Annotated in this window: 23 protein-coding genes; 7 read left to right on the top strand and 16 right to left on the bottom strand. The window is 68.8% G+C overall.

The window, feature by feature from the left end:
• Window position 1: 1 nt before the first annotated feature.
• The 3 genes from ACU5AX_RS14655 to ACU5AX_RS14645 form a co-directional block, all read right to left on the bottom strand.
• The gene (locus ACU5AX_RS14655; RefSeq protein ID WP_446691544.1) at window positions 2-706 is read right to left on the bottom strand and encodes a RibD family protein; all 705 of its coding nucleotides are present in this window, start codon (window positions 704-706) and stop codon (window positions 2-4) included.
• A 258-nt stretch (window positions 707-964) separates the two neighbouring features.
• Window positions 965-1,273, bottom strand: a complete 309-nt coding sequence (locus ACU5AX_RS14650; RefSeq protein ID WP_446691543.1) for a PilZ domain-containing protein — start codon at window positions 1,271-1,273, stop codon at window positions 965-967.
• A gap of 7 nt (window positions 1,274-1,280) precedes the next feature.
• Entirely contained in the window at window positions 1,281-3,257 is a 1,977-nt protein-coding gene (locus tag ACU5AX_RS14645; RefSeq protein WP_446691542.1) for a FecR domain-containing protein, read from the bottom strand.
• Between the two features lie 273 nt (window positions 3,258-3,530).
• Between ACU5AX_RS14645 and ACU5AX_RS14640 the strand changes: the two genes are divergently transcribed.
• Together ACU5AX_RS14640 and ACU5AX_RS14635 are read left to right on the top strand one after the other, a co-directional pair.
• Complete coding sequence (locus ACU5AX_RS14640; RefSeq protein ID WP_446691541.1) at window positions 3,531-3,968, top strand: hypothetical protein; 438 nt, start codon at window positions 3,531-3,533, stop codon at window positions 3,966-3,968.
• Between the two features lie 1,711 nt (window positions 3,969-5,679).
• Entirely contained in the window at window positions 5,680-7,083 is a 1,404-nt protein-coding gene (locus ACU5AX_RS14635) for an MATE family efflux transporter (protein WP_446691540.1), read from the top strand.
• Between the two features lie 33 nt (window positions 7,084-7,116).
• On the opposite strand, the gene ACU5AX_RS14630 is transcribed toward ACU5AX_RS14635, so the two are convergent.
• The 5 genes from ACU5AX_RS14630 to ACU5AX_RS14610 all read right to left on the bottom strand — a co-directional run bounded on the left by ACU5AX_RS14630 (window position 7,117) and on the right by ACU5AX_RS14610 (window position 11,225).
• Window positions 7,117-7,995: a polysaccharide deacetylase family protein gene (locus ACU5AX_RS14630; RefSeq protein ID WP_446691539.1), complete on the bottom strand. Its 879-nt coding sequence runs from the start codon at window positions 7,993-7,995 to the stop codon at window positions 7,117-7,119.
• Window positions 7,996-8,042: 47 nt separating this feature from the next.
• Window positions 8,043-9,257: a kynureninase gene (gene kynU, locus ACU5AX_RS14625; RefSeq protein ID WP_446691538.1), complete on the bottom strand. Its 1,215-nt coding sequence runs from the start codon at window positions 9,255-9,257 to the stop codon at window positions 8,043-8,045.
• Complete coding sequence (locus ACU5AX_RS14620; protein WP_446691537.1) at window positions 9,254-10,084, bottom strand: alpha/beta hydrolase; 831 nt, start codon at window positions 10,082-10,084, stop codon at window positions 9,254-9,256. The genes kynU and ACU5AX_RS14620 overlap by 4 nt, the downstream gene beginning before the upstream one ends.
• A gap of 63 nt (window positions 10,085-10,147) precedes the next feature.
• Window positions 10,148-10,765: a ParB-like protein gene (locus tag ACU5AX_RS14615; protein WP_446691536.1), complete on the bottom strand. Its 618-nt coding sequence runs from the start codon at window positions 10,763-10,765 to the stop codon at window positions 10,148-10,150.
• Window positions 10,758-11,225, bottom strand: a complete 468-nt coding sequence (locus ACU5AX_RS14610) for a DUF2721 domain-containing protein (RefSeq protein WP_198354662.1) — start codon at window positions 11,223-11,225, stop codon at window positions 10,758-10,760. The genes ACU5AX_RS14615 and ACU5AX_RS14610 overlap by 8 nt, the downstream gene beginning before the upstream one ends.
• Window positions 11,226-11,419: 194 nt before the next feature.
• Between ACU5AX_RS14610 and ACU5AX_RS14605 the strand changes: the two genes are divergently transcribed.
• The 3 genes from ACU5AX_RS14605 (at window position 11,420) to ACU5AX_RS14595 (ending at window position 13,580) form a co-directional block, all read left to right on the top strand.
• Window positions 11,420-12,022 (top strand): alpha-ketoglutarate-dependent dioxygenase AlkB, encoded by a 603-nt coding sequence (locus ACU5AX_RS14605; protein ID WP_446691535.1) that lies wholly within the window; start codon window positions 11,420-11,422, stop codon window positions 12,020-12,022.
• Entirely contained in the window at window positions 12,019-12,849 is an 831-nt protein-coding gene (locus ACU5AX_RS14600) for an exonuclease domain-containing protein (protein WP_446691534.1), read from the top strand. Before ACU5AX_RS14605 ends, ACU5AX_RS14600 begins: the two co-directional genes overlap by 4 nt.
• Window positions 12,850-12,980: 131 nt before the next feature.
• Window positions 12,981-13,580 carry a TMEM175 family protein gene (locus tag ACU5AX_RS14595; RefSeq protein WP_446691533.1) on the top strand — a complete coding sequence of 200 codons (600 nt, stop codon included), beginning with the start codon at window positions 12,981-12,983 and terminating at the stop codon, window positions 13,578-13,580.
• A gap of 7 nt (window positions 13,581-13,587) precedes the next feature.
• Here ACU5AX_RS14595 and ACU5AX_RS14590 read toward each other — a convergent pair whose 3' ends face one another.
• Entirely contained in the window at window positions 13,588-16,083 is a 2,496-nt protein-coding gene (locus tag ACU5AX_RS14590; RefSeq protein ID WP_446691532.1) for an ABC transporter permease, read from the bottom strand.
• Complete coding sequence (locus ACU5AX_RS14585; protein WP_446691531.1) at window positions 16,080-16,754, bottom strand: ABC transporter ATP-binding protein; 675 nt, start codon at window positions 16,752-16,754, stop codon at window positions 16,080-16,082. Before ACU5AX_RS14585 ends, ACU5AX_RS14590 begins: the two co-directional genes overlap by 4 nt.
• A 24-nt stretch (window positions 16,755-16,778) precedes the next feature.
• Between ACU5AX_RS14585 and ACU5AX_RS14580 the strand changes: the two genes are divergently transcribed.
• Window positions 16,779-17,516, top strand: coding sequence for an arylesterase (locus ACU5AX_RS14580; RefSeq protein ID WP_446691530.1), 738 nt, complete (start codon window positions 16,779-16,781; stop codon window positions 17,514-17,516).
• Here ACU5AX_RS14580 and ACU5AX_RS14575 read toward each other — a convergent pair.
• The 6 genes from ACU5AX_RS14575 to ACU5AX_RS14550 form a co-directional block, all read right to left on the bottom strand.
• Window positions 17,513-20,110, bottom strand: a complete 2,598-nt coding sequence (locus tag ACU5AX_RS14575; RefSeq protein ID WP_446691529.1) for an ATP-binding protein — start codon at window positions 20,108-20,110, stop codon at window positions 17,513-17,515. The two genes, ACU5AX_RS14580 and ACU5AX_RS14575, sit on opposite strands and share 4 nt — an antisense overlap.
• 91 nt (window positions 20,111-20,201) lie before the next feature.
• Window positions 20,202-20,483 carry a DUF427 domain-containing protein gene (locus tag ACU5AX_RS14570; RefSeq protein ID WP_446691631.1) on the bottom strand — a complete coding sequence of 94 codons (282 nt, stop codon included), beginning with the start codon at window positions 20,481-20,483 and terminating at the stop codon, window positions 20,202-20,204.
• Window positions 20,484-20,528: 45 nt separating this feature from the next.
• Entirely contained in the window at window positions 20,529-21,401 is an 873-nt protein-coding gene (locus ACU5AX_RS14565) for an SDR family oxidoreductase (RefSeq protein ID WP_446691528.1), read from the bottom strand.
• A 143-nt stretch (window positions 21,402-21,544) separates the two neighbouring features.
• Complete coding sequence (locus tag ACU5AX_RS14560; RefSeq protein ID WP_198354669.1) at window positions 21,545-22,093, bottom strand: fasciclin domain-containing protein; 549 nt, start codon at window positions 22,091-22,093, stop codon at window positions 21,545-21,547.
• An 81-nt stretch (window positions 22,094-22,174) separates the two neighbouring features.
• Window positions 22,175-22,858, bottom strand: coding sequence for an anti-sigma factor (locus ACU5AX_RS14555; protein WP_446691527.1), 684 nt, complete (start codon window positions 22,856-22,858; stop codon window positions 22,175-22,177).
• The gene (locus ACU5AX_RS14550; RefSeq protein WP_446691630.1) at window positions 22,845-23,423 is read right to left on the bottom strand and encodes a sigma-70 family RNA polymerase sigma factor; all 579 of its coding nucleotides are present in this window, start codon (window positions 23,421-23,423) and stop codon (window positions 22,845-22,847) included. The genes ACU5AX_RS14555 and ACU5AX_RS14550 overlap by 14 nt, the downstream gene beginning before the upstream one ends.
• Before the next feature lie 171 nt (window positions 23,424-23,594).
• On the opposite strand from ACU5AX_RS14550, the gene ACU5AX_RS14545 reads away from it, so the two are divergent.
• The gene (locus ACU5AX_RS14545) at window positions 23,595-24,551 is read left to right on the top strand and encodes a ferritin-like domain-containing protein (protein ID WP_446691526.1); all 957 of its coding nucleotides are present in this window, start codon (window positions 23,595-23,597) and stop codon (window positions 24,549-24,551) included.
• The last annotated feature ends 8 nt before the right edge of the window (window positions 24,552-24,559 follow it).

The following is a 24,559-nucleotide window of genomic DNA, read 5'->3' as shown; positions in this document are numbered from 1 at the left end:
CTCAGCCCGGCTTGCGCACCGCGTAATGCAGGTGGACGGCGCCGCCGGCGAGCCGCTCGCAATCGACCAGCGACAGCGCCGCCTTGCCTTTCAGTCCGTCGCCGGCCGCGACGATCCGTTCGGCGTCGTCGCCGCCGTCGAGGGCGGGCGCGATGACGACGTGGAATTCGTCGACCAGCCCGGCGGCGAAGAAGGTGCCGTTGATACCCGCGCCGCCTTCGAGCAGCAGCGTCGCGATGCCGAGTTCGCGGCGCAACGTGCCCAGCGCGTCGGCGAGGTCGATGTCGTCGCCGTCCGCCACGAGGTAGGAGACGCCGTTGGCGGCGAGTTCGGCAAGATGGGCGTCGTCGACCCCCTGGCCGAGCAATACGACGACATGGTCGCCGCCGACGTCGCCCTTGGCGAAATGCAGCTTGCCGCTGCGGTCGATCGCGATCGCGAAGGGGCGGGCATCTCGCGCCTGGAACAGCGACGGGCGCGGCGGGCGGGCGTCCGCGCGCGCCGGCCGGGGATCGCCCTTCGCCATCTCGGCCATGGTCACGCGCCCGACGATCCAGGCGTCCGCGTCGAGCCGGTCATGGAGCTGTTCGTAGGCGGCGGTCCAATCCTCGACCGTGCCGTCCGGACTGTCGGTGTAGCGGCTGGGGTGCAGGCCGCCGTCGAGCGACGCGGTCATCAGACCGATGATGCGAGGACGGTCGGACATGGCGGTGCGCTCCTGCGGCTGGGGGATCGCGCGTCAACGCCGACCGGCCGTGCCGGGGTCCGCCGCACCGTCCCCGGTCGGATAGGTTAGTTACGACCGCCGCCATATGGTGGCGTTTCGGCTTCAGATGCAGCTGACCTCTGAAACGTCCGCTTTTGGGCGGAAGCGGACGAGTACAAAGCGGTTCCGAATAGGGGAGCGCGCCCTTTTCAATAGAAGCATCGCCAGGCGGCCGCGAAGGGACCCGCCTCAGTATGGTCAGGCCTCAAAGATTCGGTGCAGCTGATCCGCCGTAAGCGGCGGTTCAAAGCGAAGGCCGGAATGCACACCATGCGACCAAATTACCAAGGCCCTGTATGGATCGTCAGAAAGGTATAGGTCTGCCGGTTGGCCGACCTGCGGTGCTATCGCCGTATGAATGCGTGCGCCGTGGGCAGACACATTCAGCACGTGCGCGCGGTGCGAGACACCATCGACAATCAATTGCGCCGGGCTAAAGACCTTGTTCCGCCGTACCTCACGTTGATCAGCGGCAGCGTTGCGGGAGGATTGTGCGGCGCCACGCATGACAGGCTTACAGCTTCAGCTTCTTGAGGATGTCGTCGGAAGCCTTGGTGACGTCCTTGACTGCCTTTGCTGCGGCATCTGCTGCGGCCTTAGCTATATCCTCTGCCGCCTTTTGGGCTGCCTTAGCGGCATCCTCCTGCTGCTTTGCAGCATCAGCGGCTGCCTTAGCGGCATCTTTGGCCGCATCCTTGGCTGCCTTTTCGGCATCCGCGGCTGCTTTGTCTTTTGCAAGCTTGTCCGCATCGGCAGCGGCCTTTGCCGCGTCATTCGCCGCCTTTTGGGCATCCGCGTCTGATGCCGCCTTGGCTGCATCCTTTGCAGCTTTGTCGGCTGCAGCTTGGGCAGCCTGATCGGCGGCACGATTTGCGGCCGCGGCAGCATCTTGCGCGGCTTTGGCAGCCTGCGCGGCCGCAGCCCGCGAAGCGTCATCTGCCGCTGCCTTGGCTGCATCCTGAGCGGCTTTGGCGGCGCGTGCTGCATCAGCGTCGGCAGCCGCCTGTGCTGCGCTTTTGGCCAAGGCATCGGCCTGTGCTTGCGCTGCCGATGCAGCTGCGGCCGCAGCGTCCTTTGCAGCCTTGTCACTATCGCTAGCTGCGGCTGCCGTGGCGGCATCCTTCGCGGCCTTGTCCGCAGCAGCCTGTGCCGCCTCAGCAGCAGCGCGCGTGGCAGCGGCAGCAGCGTCACGTTCCATCTGCGCCGCTTGGGCCGCAGCCGCTTTAGCGGCGTTGTCCGCGGCGGCTTGCGCTGATGCCTTGGCTGCGTCCTCGGCAGCTTTGGCGGCGCGGGCGGCCTCTGCCTGAGCCTGAGCCTGCATGGCAGCTTTGGCAGCAGCGTCAGCTTCGGCCTTTGCCGCGGCGGCCGCGGCGTCAGCGGCAGCCCTCGCCGCTGCATCGGCCTGCGCAGCGGCGGCGGCTTTTGCAGCGTCACTGCGAGCCTTGTCGGCCGCTGCCTCATTGGCGGCGTCAGCCGCGCGCTGAGCCGCGGCGGCGGCATCAAGGTTGGATTGCTCGGCGGCTCGCTTCGCTTCGGCTGCCGCGGCTGCAGTTTCGGCCTGCTTGGCTGCTGCGGCAGTTGCCTCCTGCTCCTTTGCGGCAGCAATCGCCGTTGCTTGGGCAACCTCAACAGCCTTCGTCGTCGTGACAGTCGCCTCCGTCGCGATCTTGGTTGCGGTTGCGACCTCTGCAAGCTCTGCGTTTCGACCAAGCTCGCCCGAAACTAGACCCCCCGTCGTCTTGCTCAGGGAAACTGGTGCTTCAAAGATCGCGGTGGTAACGCCGACTGATGTGACCGGCGACGCCGCAGATCCAACCGCGGGAGCGACGGACGGGACGCCTTGCTCTTTGGTTGACGCCTCAGTCCCCGGGGGCGCGGTAATCACCGGTCCCGCGGTGCTGCCGGTCGCGGGCTTTGCCGGAGATTCGATCGTTCGCCGGGAATTGGCGGACTGGATCTGCATCTGGAAAACATTGGCCGATCCGACCTGCGCCACCATACCGGGGCGCAGGAGATCGTGTGCGCCGCCATCGCCTGTCGCGACGTCAACTGCACCCTCCAGTACCTGCACCGAAGACCCTTGCGGGCTGACGCCAACAGAGAACGTTGTGCCCTTCACGACCGCGGCCAGATAAGGTGTTTTCACCTCGAAATGCGGTGTCAGCTTCTTCTTGATCATGAAGACGACGTTGCCGAAGTCCTGCACCACCTGAGTCAGGCCGCTCGCCTGTACCTCGACCGGCAAGCGCAGCTGTGAAGCGGGGGCGACCATCATAAATTCGCTGCCGCGGACCAGCACCGCGCGCGCGCCCGACCCCGTGGTGACGACATCGCCAGCAGCGACGGCGGTTCCGCGCGCCGCCACCTTGGTGATGCCGGCATGGGCGATACGGACCGGGCCGCTCGCCTCACTGATCGTCCAGCCCCGCTCTCCAGCCAGTGCCATGGTCGAGCAACCGGCGGCTAGCAACGCTAGCGTGCGCTTCAGCATTCAAGCCCCTTTTCAGTTCGCGTTCCCTATCGCGAACCAAAACCCCTTGCCTGCTAACAACTTAGAAGCTGGTTCACCTGCATGGTTAACCGAAAGCTTCGAGTGTCTTTTGAACGGGTATCAAGCGCACTAACCGGCATAGCACATACACGGGCGCGGCAGGGAATCGCTGCAGTGGGGATGTCCCATTTGGGGGGGTAACGGTCAGTCCGCTTTTGAAGCAAATTGAGGGGTTCGCGCTGCTTACGTTGGTGAGGGTAGCAGGAGAAATACATGTTGTTGTTGGCCGCAGTTATCATCGTTCCAGCGTCGCAAAACATGACTTCTCCGCAGCCAAGGCCAGCAGCAAAGGGGCGTTATGACAGCGTCTCGGTGGCTCGTCTCATTCCGATGAAAGCGGATGATGTCAAAAAACTGGCGAACGGATGCCTGGACGAGGGGACATATCCCGCCGACGCCGGTCCACTGTGCTTCTACCTGGACGGGCGCGCCACCAGGTATGGTGGATGGGGGAACGCCAATGGTAGATATGAAGTCCTTTCAAACAAAATCGTAATCACTTATCACAAGTACGTAACTAGAAATGGCGAAAAGCCCTACTCGTTATCATTTTACCATGATCGTAGAGGGCGGACATACTACCGTTACGATCGAGACGATCTTCCATATACGGCTTTCCATTTAAAAACAGGCAGATCGTCAAACAATTAGCGACGCGGGGAATTGGGATGTTTTAAGCGAACGTATGAATCTCGTGAGACCTTCGATAAGCCTCTGAACGGGCGACAACTTTTACGAGATCGATGGCGACGCCGGAACGGCGAGAGATGGGCGTCAGCTGCTGTTTCGGTGTTGGGACCCCGTGTTACAGCTGTGTCGCCAGCGTAACGGAATCGGTAGACTCATTGCCATAGAGGTCCCGACGGGTGCGGGGTTCGATCCCCTGCCGCGGGCATTTCCCATGAGCAGGACGTACCATGGAGTTCGAGAACCACGACTTCACTACCTTGGTCAAAAGGACGCGAGAAAGGTTTGGCATCAGCATAGACGGGGCTCACGATCTCATCTTCGCCGATCGCGAGATGAGACGGCTTGTCGCTTGGCGGATCAATCACGACCCCGAATGTCGGAAGCAGGCACTTTGGGATATCCGCCGTAAGGGGGATGGTTCGCGGTTCGTCATCTCGGGCGATCGCATCAAATTTCGCGACACAATCTCTGGGCTATAGCGTCCGCAATCCGGCGGAAGGGGAATGGCCGCTTCTGGGGGTTAGCAGACAAGCATCTCTTCGCTGCCTAACGAGCTAAGATCGCGATCGCGGGTGCGAGAAGAGCGTACACAGCCACGATTACTCTTGTGCTGTTCGCATACCCCCGGCGTGCCAAGAACCAGCCGAACAAAAGCGGCATGGTCAAAAGGCCCAGCATCAACGGCCCACTTATCGGACGGTTTGGAGGAGGACCGCGACGATCGTCGACTTGGCTCGTTCCGTCAGGCATGACTTCTTCTATATATCACGCGGCAATGTCCGCAATTGGGCGAAAGCGGAACGTCCGCTTTTAGCTGGAAGGGGCGCGCGAACGTGATACCAATTGGCAGTGGTAGAAAGTGCGTTCTTCTCACGAAAACCCTACCGGAGACGGACATGGGTGCGTCAGGTGCTACCCTTCTGGGCGATGAGGCTCGTGCCCAAAGGCTCCAACTGCGAAGCCGCCGGTGGGCAACACGAATGGTATAACCACGACGGCAGGCGGGCGGCCTGTTACCACTGTGACATCGTTGCGGATGAATCGCTCTGAAGCATTGATGTCTACAGTTGGGCGGAAGCGGAACGTTTGCTTCTGGGGGAAAGCGGACGTTGACCCGCGCCGATACGTGCGACAGCATCAAACAGTGAAAACCATCGTTGCTGTCGACGTTGCGCTGCTCTTGGTGTCGTCAGCCGCCGACGCGGTTCGTCCGCAAGTAACGCCTCGGGAACTCGCCACGGCGATTAATAAGGCGGACGCTCAACTCGTACCGTACCGAACTTCAGCGGTTCGAGCGAGTGACGTTCGAGCGGTCCGCTGCATTGCGCCGGACGAGGAGCCGACTGAGCTTCGGTGTGAGTGGCGGCACCACAGCAAGCGCCTATGGATCAAACGAACGACTTGGCTCGTGATCGACGTAAACGGCTGGCGAGTTATGGATGCCTGATGTCCGCCTTTGAGCGAAAACAGCTACTCCACTTTGCCCAAGAAGCCGCGTGAGAAAGATCAGACATTTACCCTTAGGCGCGGCAGGCCGTCGTGGGCGAGAATCCTCCCGTTGGACGCCGCACACCCGCAAGCGTCAGCTTCGCGATGCTCGGTCGGCCAGCGACGGTGCCGGCGCGGCATGAAGACGGTCGGCGGGGCGGCGCTTTGCTGTATGGGACGGGCCATGGAAGTCCCCGCCACCCCGTCGCTGGTCGCCCCGCCGCCGTCGTCCGCCGCTGCCGAGGGGCGGGCGCTGCTCGCGCTGGCCGGGCCATTGGTCGGCGCCAATCTGTTGCAGATGGCGATCGCCGCGGTCGACGTGGTTTTCGTCGCGCGGCTGGGCGCGGTCGACCTCGCCGCGGCGACGCTCGCCGCCTTTCTGTTCAACCTGCTGAGCTATGCGCTGATCGGCCTGACCAGCGCGGCGGCGCCGCTTATCGCGGCGGAGCGCGGGCGCAAGGCGCATGCGGTGCGGACGGTGCGCCGCAGCGTCCGCATGGCGCTGTGGGTCGGCATCGCCGGGTCGGTGCCGGTGATGCTGCTGCTGTGGCAGGGCGAGGCACTGCTGCGCCTGGCGGGGCAGGATGCCGAGGTGGCGCGGCGTGCCGGCGGTTTCCTGATGGTGCTGCTCGCCGCGGTGCCGCTCGCCGTCGCGGCCGGGGTGATGCGGACGGCGGCGGCGGCGCTGGGCCGGCCGGGCTGGGCGTTCCTCGCCACCGGACTGGCGTTGGTCGTCGACATCGTCGGCAATTGGATGCTGATCTTCGGCCATGGGCCTGCGCCGGCGCTCGGCCTGGTCGGCTCGGCGATCGCCAATCTGGTCAGCTTCGCGGTGATGGCGCTGGCCTATGTCGTGATCCTGCTGCGCGACCCGCGGCTGCGCCGCTATCACCTGTTCGGGCGGTGGTGGACGATCGACTGGGCGAGGGCAGGCGACATCGGCCGGATCGGCGCGCCGATCATGGCGACCTGGATGCTGGAGGGCGGGCTGTTCGGCGGTGCGGCGCTGCTGATGGGGCTGATCGGCGTCACCGACGTCGCCGCGCATGCCATCGCGCTCAACATCGCCGCCTTCGCCTTTCAGCTGCCGTTCGGCATCGCCCAGGCGGCGACGATCCGCGTCGGCCTGGCCTATGGCGCGGGCGACCGGCGGTGGATCGCGCGGGCGGGCAACGTCGCGCTGGCGCTGGGCATCGGCGTCATGGCGGTGACCGCGGCGACGATCTGGATCGCGCCACGTGCCCTGATCGGCATCTACCTCGACACGGAGGCGCCGGCCAATGCCGCGGTGGTGACGCTGGCGATCCGCTTCCTGGCGGTGGCCGCGGTATTCCAGCTCGCCGACGGGGCGCAGGCGGTAGCGGCCGGCGTGCTGCGCGGGCTGCAGGACACGCGCGTGCCGATGCTGATCGCCGCCTTCGGCTATTGGGTGATCGGCTTCGGCAGTTCGGTGGCGCTCGGCTTCGCGACGCCGCTGGCCGGCACCGGCGTGTGGTGGGGACTGGCGGCGGGACTGCTGGTCGTCGCGCTGCTGCTGACGATGCGCTGGCGGGCGCGGGCGCGGATCGGCCTGTTGCCGTCGCGCTGAGCATGTGTCGTCGAGCGTTTCGCCGCGATCGGCTCAGACGGCGAGCTGGTGCGCCTCGACATGATCGGCGATGGCGCCGGCGGTGGTCCACCAGATGCGCGGATCGCCGGCCTCGCGCAGCTCGGTCAGCACGCGGGCGAGCGCCGGCATGCGATGCGCCTGTCCCATGATATAGGGATGGAGCGCGATGCCGAGGACGAGCGGCCGGCGGTCGCATTCGGACAGCAGCTGCTCGACCGCGGCGCGGATCATACCGGCGAAGGTCTCGGCCTCCTGATGGCGGCCGATGATCGCCGGTATGTCGTTGATCTCCTGCGAATAGGGTATCGACAACAGGCCGCCGTGGCGGGTCGACAGCCGCGTCGGCTGATCGTCGTGCGCCCAGTCGAGCACATAGCGATAGCCGTGCTTGGCGAGCAGGTCGGGCGTGCCGTGCGTTTCGGAGATCCACGGGCCGAGCCAGCCGGTCGGGGTGACGCCGAGCGCCGCCAGCCGCGTGGTGACGTCGGCGATCAGATGATCCTCGCGCCGGTGCGACAACTGGCCCTGCGCGACGGCGTTGCTGGCGCCGTGGGCGGCGATCTCGTCGCCACGGTCGCGGCACGCCTCCGCCAGCCCGGGGCAGGCGTCGAGGACATCGGCGTTGATCAGCGCGGTGGTGGGCAGCGACAGCCGGTCGAACAGGTCGAAGAAGCGCCAGGCGCCGACCCGATTGCCATAGTCGCGCCAGGCATAGTTCATCACGTCCGGCTCGGTCTGCGCCGGCGCCAGCTGCGCGCCGAGGCCGCTGCCGAACTGGAAGATTTCGTAATTGACGCCGAGATAGATGGCGAGCCGCCGCCCCTCCGGCCAATCGTAGACGGGGCGATCGACGATCGGACGATAGGCGTAGCGGTCGTGACTGTGGCTCATCCGCCACCCAACGCGCGAGGCGGCGTCGGGAGCCGCCGGCGCCGCGCTCAGGTTACGGCTAGTCGGGTGGCGTAGGCGGGATCGCGCCATGCCGCATCGGCGATCACCGTGCGCAGCAGCTCGCCCGCCCGCCAGACGTCTTCATGGGAGAGGTAGAGTGGCGTGAGGCCGAGGCGCAGCACGTCGGGCGCGCGGAAATCGCCGATCACCCCGCGCGCGATCAGCGCCTGGGTCACCGCATAGGCTTGCGGGTGGCGAAAGCTGATGTGGCTGCCGCGCGCCGCCGGATCGGCGGGGGTGATACAGGGGAGGCCGGCGGCGGCGCCGGCGTCTGCCAGGATGGTGAACAGCGCGGCACTTTTCCTGGCGAGCGCCGCCTGGTCGACGTCCGCCCAGATCGCCAGCGCCGCCTCCAGGCTCGCCATCGCCAGGATCGACGGCGTGCCGACCAGCCAGCGGCGCATCCCCGCGGCGGGGCGATAGCTGTCCTCGAAGGCGAAGGGTTCGGCATGGCCCATCCAGCCGCTGACCGGATTGGCCAGTGCCGCCTGCCAGCGTTCGGCGACGTAGAGGAAGGCGGGGGCACCGGGGCCGCCGTTGAGATATTTGTAGGTGCAGCCGACCGCCAGATCGACCCCGGCCGCGGCGACGTCGATCGGCACCGCGCCGACGCTATGGCTGAAATCCCACAGGACCAGCGCGCCGGCGGCATGGGCGCGGGCGGTCCAATCGGCGAGGTCGAAGCGCTCGGCGGTCTTGTAGTGGACATGGGTCAGCAGCAGCAGCGCGGTGTCGTCGTCGAGCGCATCCGCCAACGCGTCGCGCGCCACCACCTTCAGCCGCGCCCCGGGGACGCAGCCGACCGCGCCCTCCGCAATGTGCAGGTCGGTGGGGAAATTGCCCGCCTCGCTGACCACGGTGCGGCGCGCGGGATCGCGGCGCAGCGCGGCGACGATCGCCTTGAACAAATGGGTCGAGGTGGTGTCGCCGACGATCACCTCGTGCGGACCGGCGCCGATCAGCGGCGCGATCGCCGCCCCGAGCCGCTGCGGCGCGTCGATCCAGCCCTCGTTCCAGCTGCGGATCAGCCGCTCGCCCCATCGCCGCTGCAGCGTGTCGTCCGACGCCGGCAGCACCGCGCGCGGCAGGGGCCCGAGCGAGTTGCCGTCGAGATAGATCACGCCCTCCGGCAGCGCAAAGGCGTTGCGGTGGCGGGCGAGGGGATCGGCGCGGTCAAGCGCGCGCGCGTCGTCGCGGGTCATAACGGTCCTTGCAGGGCGTCGAGGATGGCGGTGCGGGCGACGGCCCAGGCGGGGGTGCCGGGGGTGATCAGCGCGACATGGCCGGTGTCGGGCACCGTCAGCAGTTCCGCCGCGTCGCCGGCTGCCCGCGCCCGTTCGCAATAGTCGGTGGCGAAGCGATAGGGGACGATCGCATCCTCGCGCCCGTTGACCAACGTCTGCGCGACGCCGAGCGGCAGCAGCGGCGGTATCGACGTGTCGGCGAAGCGATCCGGACGATCACCGACCAGATCGGCGATGACGGACGTGCCGCAGCCATTGTCGGGACTGGCCGCCACCGCCGCCAGGTCGGGAAGGCCGCCGAGGCAGACGACATGGTCCAATCGCAGCGGGTCCGGCCGGTAGAGCGCACTGGACCGTGGCAGTCGCGGGCGCGCCGCCAACCAGAGGGCGAGGTGGCCGCCGGCGGAATGGCCGATTGCGACGACGCGGCGCAGGTCGAGGTCGTACGCCGCTGCCGCGGTACGCAGCAGGTCGGCCGCCGCGGCGACGTCTAGGAAGGTGCCGGGATGGCCACCGCCGGCGCGGTCGACGCCGCGATAGTCGACGTTCCACACCGCGACACCCTGCAGGCGCAGGTCCGCGGCGATCCAGTCCATCAGCCGCCGATCGGCGATGCTGGTCTGCCAGCAGCCGCCATGGACCATGACGACGACGGGGTGCGGCCCCGGGCCGGCGGGCCGCCACAGATCGACGCATTGCAGGCCGTCGGGGCCATAGGCGATCGTCGCGTCGCACGCCTGTTGCGGGCGGCCGGTCAGATCGGGCCAGGTCAGGGTGGCGGTCATCGCTGCCGGGCTAGCGCAGCCGGCGACCTGGCGCCACTCGTCATCATCGCGCCGACAACGCCGTCACAGGCCGGCGGGATTGGCGCCGCACCAGCCGGGCAGGCAGCGCGCCTCGTCCGATCGGGCGATACGCAACGCGCGGTCCACCGCGGCATCCCAATCCTTCCGCACATCGACGGGATCGATGCGTCGGCGCAGATGGTCGGCCCAGAGAAATTCGGCGAACGGGCGATTGGTCTTGGCGCAGCCACCCGCCCGGATCAGCGCACCGGCGAGCGACCGATAGGGATCGTCCGCGAGATCTGAGAGATGTTTGGGGATTGCGCGGAGCCGCCGGCGCTTGCCCGCCGCGTCATAGGGATGGCACCAGGCGCTGTTGTCGAGGAAGGTCCAGAATTCCTGCTTCGGCAAATGCGACAGATCCGCCAGCACGTAGACGGCGGCGTGCTTCGCGCCCTCGTCCAGCAGGGCGCGGGCGAAATGGTGGTGATCGGTGATGTAGCGACGGCCCTTGGGTCCGATCACTGCGGGCAGGACGTGGCGGCGCAGCAGGATCGCACGGTCATGCTTGTCGGCGTCGCGCCAGCGTCGTCGCTTCGCCGCCACCTCATGCAGCCCCACGGTCATCTGAGTCGGGCGTAGGTCGGCAACGGCGACACCGATCGGAATGTCCTTAGACACGGGGCGTCTCCTGATGCTGGGTTGGGCATTCACTCGTCGGCTGCGCATCGTCGATGTGTGCGCGTACGGCGCGTCCCGACAGCAATACCTCCGCCGCGAAGCAGGTGAGGGCGACGATCGCCGCCACCAGGGCCGCGCCGAACAGGCCGAACAGGACGCTGGCCGTGGCCGCGTCGCGCAGCACGCCGAAGAAGATCGTCGCCGCCGCGCCGCAGGTCAGCGCACCGGCGACTGCGGCGGCGAGCACCGCCGCGTCGAGGAACTGCGAGCGCAGCCGCAGCCGGGCGAGTTCGGCGCTGTCGGCGGACTCGGCATTGCGCTTCATCTGGTGGACGCGGTCGACGACGCGGGCGAGCCGCGACGAGAAGACGTTGAGCAACGATCCCACCGCGGTGAGCAGGAAGACGGGGGTCAGCGCCAGCTGGATGACATGCGCGGCATTGTCCAGCGATCCCGCCACTAGCGCGGGTCCCGACGTCGGAGCGAATGGGGGAGGGGCAATAACGTCGGATAACAGGCCATATCGGCCCAACCATCGGGCGGGCGGCGGCGTTGCGTGACAAATGCGTCAGGTCGGCGACCGCACATAAGCGCCGCCGCCGCATCGACGTATGCCCTGCGCAACCCTAGATAGGGCATCGATGATGACCAGGGATGGCGACGGTGCCCGCTAGGGGTGCGCACGAGGCCGGTGCGACGATCGCCGATCTGTTCGATGTGCCGTTGTTGCCCGGCCTCCACACGGCGGATGCGCTGATCGACGCCGACGAGGAGCGGATGCTGATCGCGCGGATCGACGCCACCGACCTGACGCCGTTCCGCTTCCAAGGCTGGACGGGCAAGCGGCTGACCAGCGCGTTCGGCTGGAGCTACGATTTCGCGATCGGCCGGCCGGTCGAGGCGCCGCCGATCCCCGACTGGCTGCACCCGTTCCGCGAGCGCGCCGCGGTGTTCGCCGGGCTCGACCCGGCGGCGCTGATCCAGGCGTTGCTGATCCGCTACGATCCCGGTGCCGGCATCGGCTGGCATCGCGATCGTCCGATCTACGACGACGTCGTCGGCCTGTCGCTGGGCGCGCCGGCGGCGATGCGCTTGCGGCGGCGGCGCGGCACCGGCTTCGACCGGGTGTCGGTGCCGCTGGCACCGCGCGGCGCCTATCGTCTCGGCGGCGACGCGCGGCATCTGTGGGAACATAGTATCGCGCCGCTGACCCGGCCGCGCTGGTCGATCACCTTCCGCAGCCTGGCGGCGGCATGACGGACGCGCCCGATTTCGTCGTCGTCGATGTCGAGACCGCCTGCTCGCGGGTCAGCAGCATCTGCCAGATCGGCATCGTCGGCTTCAAGGACGGCGCGGAGCTGTTCGCCTATGAGACATTGGTCGACCCGCGCGACGATTTCTCGCCGTTCAACGTCCGCATCCACGGCATCACCGACGACCACGTCCGGGGCGCGCCGACCTTTGCCGACATCCATCAGCTGGTCGACGGGCATCTCGCCGGGCGGATCACCGTCACCCATTCGATGTTCGACAAGGGGGCGCTCGGCGCCGCCTGCACGATCCACCAGCTGACGGCGATCGAGACGCGCTGGCTGGACAGCGTGCGCGTCGCGAAGCGGGCGTGGCCGCATCTGCCCAGCCATCGGCTGAACGCGCTGACCGCCTTCCTCGGCGTGCCGCACCGCCATCACGACGCGTTGAGCGACGCCCGCGCCGCCGGCATGGTGATCGTCCGCGCGATCGAGCAGACCGGCGTCGACTTGGCCGGCTGGCTGTCGCCGCCGCCCCGACACGCGGCCAAGGCACCGGTGCCTGCCCCGGCTGGCCCGCTGAAGGGCGAGCGGGCGGTGGTGCTCGGCGGCGCGCGCGACGGCCCGCTGGCGCAACGGCTGGCGGCGGCGGGGGCACGGGTGATGACCTCGGTCGGCGCGACGACGACGCTGCTGGTGATCGGCGACGACCAGCCGTTCGGCCGCTTCGTCACCGCCCACGCCGACTATCGACGCGCCACGGCGCTGCGCGACGGCGGCGCCGCGATCGCGATCCTCACCGAAGAGCAACTGCGGCGGCGATTGGACGGCTGACGTTGGCGGTCAGATCGCACCGCCCGCCGAGGATCTGGTCGAGATCGTCCACGCCTATCTGATCTGAGGCCGATGGCGGCCGGACGCAGGATCGGCGATGATCGGCAGGGCGTAGCGGGGAGAGACGGGACATGGAATCGGATCGGCTGAAGGCCCTGACCGACGGCGTCGTCGCGGTGATCATCACGATCATGGTGCTGGAACTGCACCCGCCGGAGGCGACGACGCCGGCGGCGCTGGTCAGGGTGGCGCCGGTATTCCTCAGCTATGTGCTGAGCTTCCTCTATGTCGCGATCTACTGGAACAACCATCACCATTTCTTCGCGCTGACGCCGCGGGTCGACGGGGCGGTGATGTGGGCGAATTCCCACCTGCTGTTCTGGCTGTCGCTGATCCCCTTCACCACCGCCTGGGTCGGTGAACACGGGCTGCGGCCGTGGCCGCTCGCCGCCTATGGCATCGTGCTGCTGTGCTGCGCGCTCGCCTGGTATCTGTTGCAGGCGGTGATCGTGCGGGCGCAGGGCGCCGCCTCACCGCTGCGCCAGGCGATCGGCCGCGACTGGAAGGGCAAGCTGTCGCCGCTCCTCTATGCGATCGGCATTGTCCTGTCGTTTCCGGAACCGGCGGTGGCGGCGCTGATCTACGCCGCGGTCGCGCTGCTGTGGCTGGTGCCCGACGGGCGCGTACGGCGGCTGCTCCATGCGCGGCACGGCGCCGCCGGCGCGGCCTGATCGCGCGCTAGAGCGCCCGCAGCGCCGTCGCCGGACGCGCGCGCAGCACCGGCAACGTCGCGGCGAGGCCGATCGCGATCGTCCCCGCGGCGCCCGCCAGCAGTGTCGCCAGCACCACCGACCAATCGGGCATCCAGACGAAATCGAAGACGCGGGTGACGACGAACCAGCCGGCGCTCGCGCCGAGCAGCAGCGCTACCAGGCCGACAATTACCGCGAGCACCGCATATTCGATCGCCTGCATCGCCAGCACCTGGCGCCGGGTGGCGCCGAGCACCTTCAGCATCACCGCGTCATAGGTGCGGGCCGCGCGCGCCGCCGCGATCGCGCCAAGCAGCACCGCAATGCCGGCCAGCACCGCGATGCCGGCGGCCACGGTGATTGCGGTCGCCATCTGACCGACGACGTCGCGCACCTGTTGCAGCACGCCGCCGACCTCGACCACCGAGGTGGAGGGGAAGCGCGGCAGCAGCGCGCGCGTCACGGCGGAGGCGCGGGCGGCGGGCATGTCGATCGTCGCGGCGAGGTTGTGGGGCACGTCGGCCAGTGCGCCGGGCGAGAAGACCATGATGAAGTTAAAGCCGAGCGTATCCCAGGCGATGCGCCGGAACGAGGCGATGCGCGCGGTGCGTTCGAGGCCGAGCACCGACACCGTCACCGGATCGCCGATCCTGAGATGCAGCGTCTCCGCAAGCTTCTCGTCGATCGACACCAGGCTTTGCCGGCCCTCCGCCGCGCTCCACCAACGGCCGGCGGTCAATGTGCTGCCGGCGGGCAGGGTGGCGGCGAAGGTGAGGCCGCGTTCGCCGCGGAGCGCCCATGCTCCCTCCGGAATGGTCGCCAGATCGGCGACGCGCGTGGTGCCGTAGCCAGTGATCGTTCCGCGCATCAGCGGCACCGTCGCGATGCGGGCGCCCGGCGCGACGGCTGCCACGACGCGGCGGAACTCGCCTTCGCGTTCGGGCGGCACGTCGAGCGCGAACAATGCGGGCGCGCGGGCGGGGATGGTCTGGCGGATATTGCCGTCGATGCTGGTGCGGACGCTGGCGAGCAGCACGAACAGGGTGAGGCCGAGGCCGAGCGCGACGACCAGCGACACCGTCCGCGATCCCGGCCGGTGCAACGCGGCGAGCGCCAGCCGGGCGAGCGGCGAGCGCGGCGGCGGCAGGCGCGCCGCGATCGCGCGGATCGCCACACCGATCGCGACCAGTACCGCCAGCGTCGCTGCGGTCGCGCCGAGGAAGCCGGCTGCGAAGGCGGGGCGGCTGCTGGTCGCCAGCGCCAGCGCGACGACGGGCAGGGCGGCGGCGATGGCCCAGACCGATCCCCGCCAGCCGCCGCCCGCCCGTGCGTCGAACGTGCCGCGCAACAGCGCCGCCGCCGGCACGCGCCCGGCGGCGATCAGGGGTCGCGCGCAGAAGGCGAGGGCGATCAGCAGGCCATAAGCCGCCGACAGCGCCAGTGCGGCGGGCGCGATCGTCAGGCCGGGCGCGACCGGCAGCACCGCGCCGACCGCGATCCCGACCAGCGGCACCGCGACGATCCCCGCAGCGAGGCCAAGCAGGATGCCGACGCCGGCGACGGCGAGGATCTGCAGCAGATAGACGCGCGCGACCAGGCCGGAGGTCGCACCCAGCACCTTGAGCATCGCGATCGTGCCGCGCCGCGCCTCCAGGTAGGAGCTGACGCCGTTGCCGACACCGATGCCGGCGATGACCAAAGCGGCGAGCCCGACCAGGGTCAAGAACTCGGCCATGCGCGCGATGAAGCGGCTGGCGCCCGGTGAGGCGCGGTCGCGGGTGCGCGTTTCCCAGCCGGCGGTGGCGTAGCGGCGGGCGAAGCCGGCGGCGACCCGCGCCGGGTCGCGCGTGGTGGCGATGCGGTATTTGGCGGCGAACAGGCTGCCCGGCTGGATGAGGCCGGTACGATCGAGCCCGGCGCGGGAGACGATCGCGACCGGGCCAAGGGTGAAGCCCTCGCCGAGCCGGTCGGGCTCGTCGGCGATGATCCCGCCGATGCGGAAGCCGGCACTACCGAAGCGGAGCATGCCACCGCGCCCGACCGACAGGCGCTCGGCGAGCGCGCGACCGATCCACACCTGATCCGGGGCGGGCTGTCGCACCGTTTGGCCGTCGCTCAGCGTCAGGTGGCCGTACAGCGGATAGGCGCCGTCCACCGCTTTCAGTTGCACCGGCACGGTCGCCCCGCCGGTGGTAACCGCCATGGATTGCATCCGCACGGTCTCGGACACCCGCCCGGCGCCAGCCATGGCGGCGCGTTCCGCTGGGTCGGCAAGCCGTTGCGATACGGCCAGCTCGACGTCGCCGCCGAGCAGGATCCGGCCGCGTGCCGCCAGCGCGTCGCCGATCGCATCGCCCAGGCTGCCGATCGCGGCGAGTGCGCCGACTCCCAGGAACAGGCAGAGCAGCAGCAGCCGCAGGCCGCGGAAGCGCTCGGACAGTTCGCGCCGGGCGAGCCGCCAGGCCAGCGCCCAGCCGCTCACGCGGCAATCCGGCCGTCGGCGAGTTCGACCACCCGGTCGCAGCGCGCGGCGAGCGCGGGGTCGTGGGTGATGATGACCAAAGTCGCCCCGGTCGCGGCGCGGCGATCGAACAGCAGGTCCATGACCCGGCCGCCGGTCGTCGCGTCGAGGTTGCCGGTCGGTTCGTCGGCGAACACGATGCGCGGTCGCGGTCCGAGCGCGCGGGCGATGGCGACGCGCTGCTGCTCGCCGCCCGACAGTTGCGCGGGATAATGGTCGAGCCGGTGGCCGAGGCCGACCGCGGTCAATTCCGCCTCGGCACGGGCAAAGGCGTCGGCGACGCCGGCCAGCTCCATCGGCACCGCGACATTCTCGCGCGCGGTCATCGTCGGCAGCAGGTGGAAGGCCTGGAGGACGATGCCGATCCGGCCGCGCCGCGCGATCGCCAGCCCGTCCTCGTCGAGCGTGCCGAAATCGGTGCCGGCGACCTCGACCCGTCCCGACGATGCGCGCTCCAGCCCGGCTAGCACCGCCATCAGCGACGACTTGCCCGATCCCGAGGCGCCGAGCAGCGCCAGGCTTTCGCCGTCCGCGACGGACAGGTCGATGCCTTTCAGGATCTCGACCGGCGTCGCGCCGCCGAGCGTCAGCCTTACATCCGCGGCGCGGATGACCATATCGCCTGCGACCATGATTGCGGGGAATCCATCAGAGCTATGACCAGGACGCCATATGTGGCGGGTGCCGCGCTTCTCCAAGCGGCGTGGCTGCTCGCCGCCTGCGATCGCCAGCCCGATGCGGTGCCGGCGCCCGCCGACACGGCCGCGCCGGTGCCGACGCCGATCCCGCGCGTGGCGGTGCACGGGCCGAAGCGGACGATCCTGGCGTTCGGCGACAGCCTGTACGCCGGTTACGGCCTGCGCCGCGGCGAGAGCCTGCCCGACGCGGTGCAGGCGCGGCTGCGCGGCCAGGGCATCGACGCGACGATCGTCAATGCCGGCGTCTCGGGCGACACCACCGGCGACGGGCGGCGGCGGCTCGTCTATACGCTCGACCGGCTGAAGCCCGCGCCGGACCTGGTGATGCTCGGTCTCGGCGGCAACGACGTGCTGCGCCAGGTCGACCCCGCGGAGACCCGCGCCAACCTGAGCGCGATGCTCGACGAGCTGGCGCGCCGGCATATCCCGGTGATCCTGACGGGGATGATGGCGCCGCCCAACCTCGGCCCGGATTTCGCGGCGCGCTTCAACGCGATCTGGCCGGAGGCGGCACGCGCGCACGACGCGGTGCTCGACCCGTTCATCCTGCAGGACGTGCTGGGCAACCGCCAGCTGATGCTGCCCGACGGCGTCCATCCCAATGCCAAGGGCGTGGCGCGCATCGCTGACCGGATCGCGCCGCTGGTGACGAAGCGGCTGGCCGCGTTGCCGGCGGCGGACGCCGCCGCGCGCTAACCGGTCGGCTGCAGCCGCAGGTCGAGCGCGGCGAGGCTGGCGGCCAGTTCGTCGTTGCGGAACGGCTTGCTGAGCCGCGCCATGCCGGGATCGATGCCGTGCATTTCGGCATAGCCGGAGACGATCAGCGTCTTTAGCCCCGGCTGCCGCGCGATCAGTTCGCGCACGAGCTGCGCGCCGCTGATCCCGGGCATCAGATGGTCGGTGATCAAGATGTCCGGCACCAGCCCGGCCTGCACCAGGTCCAGCGCCGCCGCCGCCGACTCCGCCTCGACCACGGTATAGCCGAGGTCGCTCAGCATATGGGCGGTGCTGAGGCGAACGAGCTCCTCGTCGTCGACCAGCAGCACCACGCCCGCACCGGCACGATGCGGCTGCGGCGGATCGGCCAGGGGCGTTGCGATGATCATGTCGCTGGGCGGCAGCCACAAAGCGACGCGCGTGCCGGCGCCCGCGACGCTGTCGATGGTCAGCCCGCCACCCAGCTGCGCGGCGAGGCCGTGGACCATCGACAGGCCGAGGCCGGTGCCCTTGCCGACGCCCTTGGTCGAGAAGAAGGGCTCGATCGCGCGCTGGCGCGTCGCATCGTCCATGCCGACCCCGGTGTCGGCGACCTCCAGGCAGACATAGTCGCCGGCGGGCAGCGCATGCGTCGCGCCGGCGCCGACGGCGCAGCGCCGCACGGCAATGGACAGCGTGCCGCCCGCGGGCATCGCGTCGCGTGCGTTCACCGCCAGGTTGAGCAGCGCCATTTCCACTTGGTTGGCATCGGCGCGGGCCGGCGGCACGTCGTCGCCGGCGTCGATCCGTACCGCGATCGTCGGCCCGAGCGTCGATCCGATCAGATCGGCCATGCCATCGACCAGTTGCGACAGATCGACGGCGGTCGGCTGCAGCGGCTGGCGACGCGCGAAGGCGAGCAGCCGCTGCACCAGTGTCTTGGCGCGTTCCGCGGATTGCAGCGCACCGTCGATCAGCCGCCGCTCGCGCGCGGTGCCGATGCCCTTGCGCATCAGCATGTCGAGCGAGCCGATGATCGGCGTCAGCAGATTGTTGAAATCGTGCGCGACGCCGCCGGTCAGGCTGCCCATCGCCTCGACCTTCTGGCTCTGCCGCAAGGCCTCCTGCGCGACCTCCAGCTCGGCGCGGGCCGCCAGTTCGGCGGACATGTCCTTCGCCTGGTGGAAGGCGCCGATGACGCGGCCGCTGTCGTCCCGCAGCGGCGTATAGGACATTTCCCAGGCCGGCGTGCCCAAGCCGGCGCGACCGAATGCCTCGGTCACCGTAAAGCTCTCGCCGGTCAGCGCGCGCTCCATCAGCGCCCGCATCGTCGCGCGCTGCCCCCCTTCGAACTGATCGGGAAAGACATCGCCGATGTTGGTCTCGAAGCCGTTGACCCGGCGGAATTCGCTCTGATGCGCGGCGTTGAAGGCGACCAGCCGGCAGTCGGTGTCGAAGGCGCAGATCGGCGACGTCGTCGCATCGACGATCGCATGGTAGCGGCGCAGCTGCGCCGTCCGATCGATCACCTGCTGCTCGAGCGACCCCTTGAGGTCGTGCAACGCCTGCTCGGCGCGTGTCCGCTCGACCGCCGCCTTGACCCGCTCGCCGACCTCCTGGACGAGATCCTCCTCGCCGCTGGTCCACACCCGCGCGGTGGCGTTCTGCACCGCGAGCAGGCCGACCCATTCGTCTTCCTGGAACAGCACGACGTCGATGAAGGCGCCGACCTCGCGCGTCTGCAGGCCGATGCGCGCGCCCTCGCTCAGCCGGTCGTCGCCGGCGACGTCGCGGACGACGACCGGCGCGCCATCGCGATAGGCGGCGAGCAGATCGGGGCCGAAGCTTTCCAGCGAATGGCGGCCGACGATCGACGACACGCCGCGGGCATGATCGCGCTCGACGGTCATCCAGCCGCGGCTGGTGATCTCCGCATAGAAGACGCGGCTGGCCGCCATCTCCTCGCCGAGCCGCGCCGCCGCGAGCGCCATGATCGCGGTCGGCGTATCGAGCGTGCGCAGATCGTCGCCGAGCTTGAGCAGAAAGGTGGAGCGCCGTGCCGCGACGACCCGGTCCGTCGCGTCGACCGCGACGCACAATACGCCGGCCGGCCGGCCCATGTCATCGACCAAGGCGGAGAAATCGAGGTCGAACCAGGCTGGTTCGGCCCGGTCATCGCGTGCCAGAATACGCTGCTGGTCGCGGTAGCGCAGCGCGCCGCCGGCACGACATACGGCCAGCACGCGATCGTCGAAGCCGGTCTCGTCCGCAGTTCCGTCGCCCAGCCAGCTGCCGAGCAGATGCGGATGCCGCCCACCGGCAAGCGGCACATAGGCGTCGTTGTAGAGCAGCACGCCGGCATCGCCCCAGCGCAATGCCATCGGCAGCGGCGAGCGGATCAGCGTCGCCAGGATCGTCCGCAACGCCGCCGGCCAGGCATCGATCGGCCCCAGCGGAGTCGCCGACCAGTCGTGCCGGGCGATCAACAGGCCGCAGACGCTGGCCGCGTCGAGGAAGCCCGGCGTTTCCGGCAACAGCACGACCGACGGTCCGCCAATCGACGGGTCGCCAAGCGGGGGAAGGGCAGCGGCCATCACCGGTCCCTACCGCAAACCGGCCGAGCCGTTAAGTCGGATTGCGGACCGATCCCGGACCGGGAGGCGGCCGGGCCGCATTGCCGTTTCGTCACCCGATCTTGACGCCTTTCCAGAAGGCGATGCGACCACGGATCGATTCCGCGTCCGGCTTGGGATCGGGATAGTACCAGGCGGCATCGCGGTTCTCCGCGTCGCCGACGGCGAGGCTGTAGTAATGGGAGATGCCCTTCCATGGGCAGACGCTGGTCGTGTCGCTCGGCTTCAATAGCGACGCATCGACGGCATCCGCAGGGAAATAATGGTTTCCCTCGACCACCACCGTATCGTCGCTGCGCGCGATCAGCGTGTCGTTCCACCAGGCTTCGATCATCATGCACCTCGTTGCGGGCCTGCCGCGTGTCAATTGGGGTCGGCGTCACGAGATCGGCACGCCGCCGGTAACCGCGATGACATTGCCCGACATATAGCTGCCTTCCGCCGAGGCGAGCAGGACATAGGCGGGGGCGAGTTCCGCCGGCTGGCCGGCGCGACCGAGCGGTGTGTCCTGGCCGAGCGTTTCCAGCTCATGCGGTGTCTTGGCGATCGGCTGGATCGGCGTCCAGATCGGCCCCGGCGCGACCGCGTTGACGCGGATGCCGTCGCCCGACAGCAGGTTCGACAGGCCGACCGTCAGGCTGGAGATCGCGCCCTTGGTCGCGGCATAGACGATCATGGTCTTGCCCGCGACCTTGGCCTGTTCGCTGGTCGTGTTCACGATCGCCGCGCCCGGCTTCATGTGCGCCGCCGCGGCCTTGGCAAGGCGGATCATCGCGAAGACGTTGGCGGCGAAGGCGCCCTGCATCTCGTCGTCGTCGATGCTGTCGATGCCCTGATTGATCGTCTGCGCCGCGGCATTGTTGACCAATATGTCGATACCGCCGAGCTCACTGACGGTGCGCTCGACCAGCTGCACGCAATGATCGCGATCGCGAATGTCGCCGGGCAGCAGCAGACAGCGACGCCCTGCCTTCTCGACCCATTGCCGCGTCTCGTCCGCATCGCGCTGCTCGTCGGCGAGGTAGGAGATGGCGACATCCGCGCCTTCGCGGGCATAAGCAATCGCCACCGCGCGGCCGATGCCCGAATCCCCGCCGGTGATCAGCGCGACCTTGTCGGTCAGCAGGCCCTTGCCGACATAGCTCTCCTCGCCATGATCCGGCTTGATCCTCATGTCCGCGACCAGGCCGGGGCGGGGCTGCTGCGGCTCGCCGGAGAAGCTGGTCGGCTGGCTGGTACGCGGGTCGGTCATGGCGGTTCCTGTCGATCGAACGGGTGCCGAACGGCCCGCGACCGGGAACGTGCCATGCCGTCGTCGAAAAGCCGTATCCCAGCCGACGGTCGGGGCGACGCCGACCTGGCCGCGTCGCCCCTAGCCGCGTCGCCTTTAGCCGCTCAGGGCATCATAACGGTGTCGATGACGTGGATCACGCCGTTCGACTGCATCACGTCGGCGATGGTGACGCGGCCGGTATCGCCCTTGCCGTCCATGATCGCCCAGCCGCTGCCCGACTTGCGGAACATCAGGGGCTCACCCTGCACGGTGGTGTAGGTCGCCGTGCCGCCATTCGCCTTCGCTTTGGCGGCGATGTCCTTGGCGGTGATGCGGCCGGGGACGACATGGTAGGTCAGCACCGAGGTGAGCTGCGCCTTGTTCTCCGGCTTCAACAGCGTGTCGACCGTGCCCGCGGGCAGCTTGGCGAAAGCGGCATTGGTCGGCGCGAAGACGGTGAACGGACCAGGGCCGGACAGCGTGTCGACCAGGCCCGCCGCCTGGACCGCGGCGACGAGCGTCGTATGGTCCTTGGACTGGGAGGCATTCTGAACGATCGTCTTGGTCGAATACATGGCGGCACCGCCGACCATCGGATTGCTCTTCGCCATCACTCCGCCGGCGCTGAGCAGCAGCGCGGCCGCGAACACCGGGCGCAGATACCGATTCATCCTGTCTCTCCTTACGCCGGAATGGCGCTGGCGACAGGTACGGCCGCACCGGCACTACGGATGCATCGCCGCCCGATTTGGTCAGATCAGGCTGAGCTGTCCCGTCGCGACGACCGGTCCGGTCGGCAACGGGCCAGGCGAGCCGCCGATCGGCTCGATCGACACCGCCAGCGTCGTCGTCTGGTCGATCGTCACGCCGCGAACGACGATCTGCGTGCGGCCGTCACGATGCAGCAGGCCCAGCGCGCGGGGCACGCCGTCGCGGCCGATCGCCCAGAGTTCGGCATCCCGATCCGTCGGCACCGCCATCCGGCCGATCGTGCGCACCTGACCCGCAGCCCGGTCGTAGACCGCCGCGATCGACGTCGCCTCGCCCGGCGCAAGCGTGGCGACGAGCGGCGCGTCGGGCCGCGGCGCCGGGCGGGGGGGCAATGCCGCCGGACGGGTCAGCAGCGTGACGAGCAGCGCCGCGGCAATCGCCGACATGCCGCCGCCGAACCACCGCCAACGGCGCAGCGTGCGAACGACGTCGCGATCCTGCGCCGAGTCCAGCGCCGCGAGGATCCGCTCCTCCACCTGGGGCGGGGGTGCGACCTCCGGCACCTCGGCGAACAGGGTGGCGAAATGGGCGCGCCAGCGCGCGACGTCGCGGGCGAAGACGGGATCGGCGAGCAACCGGCGGTTGGCCGCTGCCCGTTCCTCGCCTTCCAGCACCCCCAACGCCAGTTCGGCGGCGGTCATGTCCGGATCGTCAGGCGTCGTCATCGAGACAGTCTCGGAGACGCCCCAAGCCGCGGCGAATCCAGCTTTTCACCGTGCCGAGCGGGACGGCGCCCCGGTCGGCGAGTTCGGCATAGGTCAGGCCGCCGAAGAAGGCGGCGCGAATCGCCTGCCGCTGCGAATCCTGCAGCTGGTCGAGGCACAAATGCAGGCGGCGGTCGGATTCCTCGACCAGCATCTGGTCGCAGGCCGATGGCGAGGGTTCGGGCAGCGACGCGATGTCGTCTACGCCGGTGGTATCACGGACGGGATTAGCGCGTCGCCAGTCAATCGCGCGGTTGCGGGCGATCGTCGCCAGCCAGGTGATGGGGCTGGCCCGACCGGGTTCGAAGCCGCTCGCGCGCTTCCAGACCGAGACATATACGTCCTGCAAAACATCCTCTGCTGCAGTGCGATCACCACAGATACGGAGGCAGATGCCAAAAAGCTTCGCCGCTGTCAGCCGATATACGCGAACGAAGGCAGCACGGTCCTGCTCGCCCGTCGCCACCAAGGCTTCGACCAGCGCGTGGCGCGCGTCGTCGGTGCTCTCGGGCGCGCCATTCTCCATGGCCAAGCGCTAACTAAAGTTAATGGTGCGGGCAAGCACCTGTCGCGCGGGAAAAGTTTTTTCACATTCGTGCATCCGCCGCATCCGCCGCTCCGTAGCTCGCGTGGGCGAAGTCTCGAGCTTCGCTGGCGGGACCGGGATGGCCTCGCCGTAGCAAAGGGAGACAGCCGGATGACCCAGAGCGAACAACTGGTGGAGGCGCTGGATGCGCGCGTGACCCGCCGCAACGAACGACGCGAGCTGTTCCGCATGGTGCTGGGTGCGGCCGCGGTCGGTGGTGCCTTCGCTTATGCCGACGCCGCTTCTGCCCAGACCGCGCCGAGCGATGCCGACGTGCTCAATTTCGCGCTCAATCTCGAATATCTCGAGGCGAATTTCTATTCCTTCGCCGCCTTCGGCACCGCCATCAACAGCTCGCTGACCAGCGGCACCGGCACGCTGGGCAGCGCGACCGGCGGACGGGCGGTGGCGTTCCAGGACCCGCTCGTCGCGCAATATGCCAAGGAGATTGCGCAGGACGAGATCGCGCACGTCGCATTTCTGCGTAGCGCGCTCGGCTCGGCCGCGGTGGCGCAGCCGGCGATCGACGTCGGCACGTCGGCGACCGGCGCCTTCAGCTCCGCCGCGCGCGCGGCGGGTCTGGTCGGCACCAACCAGTCGTTCGATCCCTATGCCAGCGACAACAACTTCCTGCTCGCCTCGTTCATCTTCGAGGACGTCGGCGTCACCGCCTACAAGGGTGCGTCGCCGCTGATCACCAACAAGACGTTCCTGGAAGCCGCCGCGGGCATCCTGGCGGCGGAAGCGTATCACGCGGCGATCGTCCGCACCGTGCTCTATCAAAAGGGCATTGCGACGCCGTCGCTGCGCACCAGCGCGGACGCCATCTCGAACGCCCGCGACAGCCTCGACGGCAGCAGCGACGACGATCAGGGCATCTCGCCGGTCACCATCAGCAGCGGCACCGCGTCGAACATCGTGCCGGTCGACAGCAACGGCCTCGCCTACAGCCGGTCGACGGGGGCGGTGCTCAACATCGTCTACCTGACCAAGGCGGCGGTCACCATGGGTGGCTTCTTCCCCGCCGGAGTCAACGGCTCCATCCGCACCAGCACGGCCCAGGCCTGATCCGGCCC

This window comes from Sphingomonas benefaciens, from assembly GCF_052907485.1.
This window is presented reverse-complemented; position numbering and strand designations above follow the sequence as displayed.

Coding starts and splice junctions, on each gene's coding strand:
- ACU5AX_RS14655 (WP_446691544.1), bottom strand. CDS start 706: ATGTCCGACCGTCCTCGCATCATCGGTCTGATGACCGCGTCGCTCGAC.
- ACU5AX_RS14650 (WP_446691543.1), bottom strand. CDS start 1,273: ATGCGTGGCGCCGCACAATCCTCCCGCAACGCTGCCGCTGATCAACGT.
- ACU5AX_RS14645 (WP_446691542.1), bottom strand. CDS start 3,257: ATGCTGAAGCGCACGCTAGCGTTGCTAGCCGCCGGTTGCTCGACCATG.
- ACU5AX_RS14640 (WP_446691541.1), top strand. CDS start 3,531: ATGTTGTTGTTGGCCGCAGTTATCATCGTTCCAGCGTCGCAAAACATG.
- ACU5AX_RS14635 (WP_446691540.1), top strand. CDS start 5,680: ATGGAAGTCCCCGCCACCCCGTCGCTGGTCGCCCCGCCGCCGTCGTCC.
- ACU5AX_RS14630 (WP_446691539.1), bottom strand. CDS start 7,995: ATGAGCCACAGTCACGACCGCTACGCCTATCGTCCGATCGTCGATCGC.
- kynU (WP_446691538.1), bottom strand. CDS start 9,257: ATGACCCGCGACGACGCGCGCGCGCTTGACCGCGCCGATCCCCTCGCC.
- ACU5AX_RS14620 (WP_446691537.1), bottom strand. CDS start 10,084: ATGACCGCCACCCTGACCTGGCCCGATCTGACCGGCCGCCCGCAACAG.
- ACU5AX_RS14605 (WP_446691535.1), top strand. CDS start 11,420: ATGGCGACGGTGCCCGCTAGGGGTGCGCACGAGGCCGGTGCGACGATC.
- ACU5AX_RS14600 (WP_446691534.1), top strand. CDS start 12,019: ATGACGGACGCGCCCGATTTCGTCGTCGTCGATGTCGAGACCGCCTGC.
- ACU5AX_RS14595 (WP_446691533.1), top strand. CDS start 12,981: ATGGAATCGGATCGGCTGAAGGCCCTGACCGACGGCGTCGTCGCGGTG.
- ACU5AX_RS14585 (WP_446691531.1), bottom strand. CDS start 16,754: ATGGTCGCAGGCGATATGGTCATCCGCGCCGCGGATGTAAGGCTGACG.
- ACU5AX_RS14580 (WP_446691530.1), top strand. CDS start 16,779: ATGACCAGGACGCCATATGTGGCGGGTGCCGCGCTTCTCCAAGCGGCG.
- ACU5AX_RS14575 (WP_446691529.1), bottom strand. CDS start 20,110: ATGGCCGCTGCCCTTCCCCCGCTTGGCGACCCGTCGATTGGCGGACCG.
- ACU5AX_RS14570 (WP_446691631.1), bottom strand. CDS start 20,483: ATGATCGAAGCCTGGTGGAACGACACGCTGATCGCGCGCAGCGACGAT.
- ACU5AX_RS14565 (WP_446691528.1), bottom strand. CDS start 21,401: ATGACCGACCCGCGTACCAGCCAGCCGACCAGCTTCTCCGGCGAGCCG.
- ACU5AX_RS14560 (WP_198354669.1), bottom strand. CDS start 22,093: ATGAATCGGTATCTGCGCCCGGTGTTCGCGGCCGCGCTGCTGCTCAGC.
- ACU5AX_RS14555 (WP_446691527.1), bottom strand. CDS start 22,858: ATGACGACGCCTGACGATCCGGACATGACCGCCGCCGAACTGGCGTTG.
- ACU5AX_RS14550 (WP_446691630.1), bottom strand. CDS start 23,423: ATGGAGAATGGCGCGCCCGAGAGCACCGACGACGCGCGCCACGCGCTG.
- ACU5AX_RS14545 (WP_446691526.1), top strand. CDS start 23,595: ATGACCCAGAGCGAACAACTGGTGGAGGCGCTGGATGCGCGCGTGACC.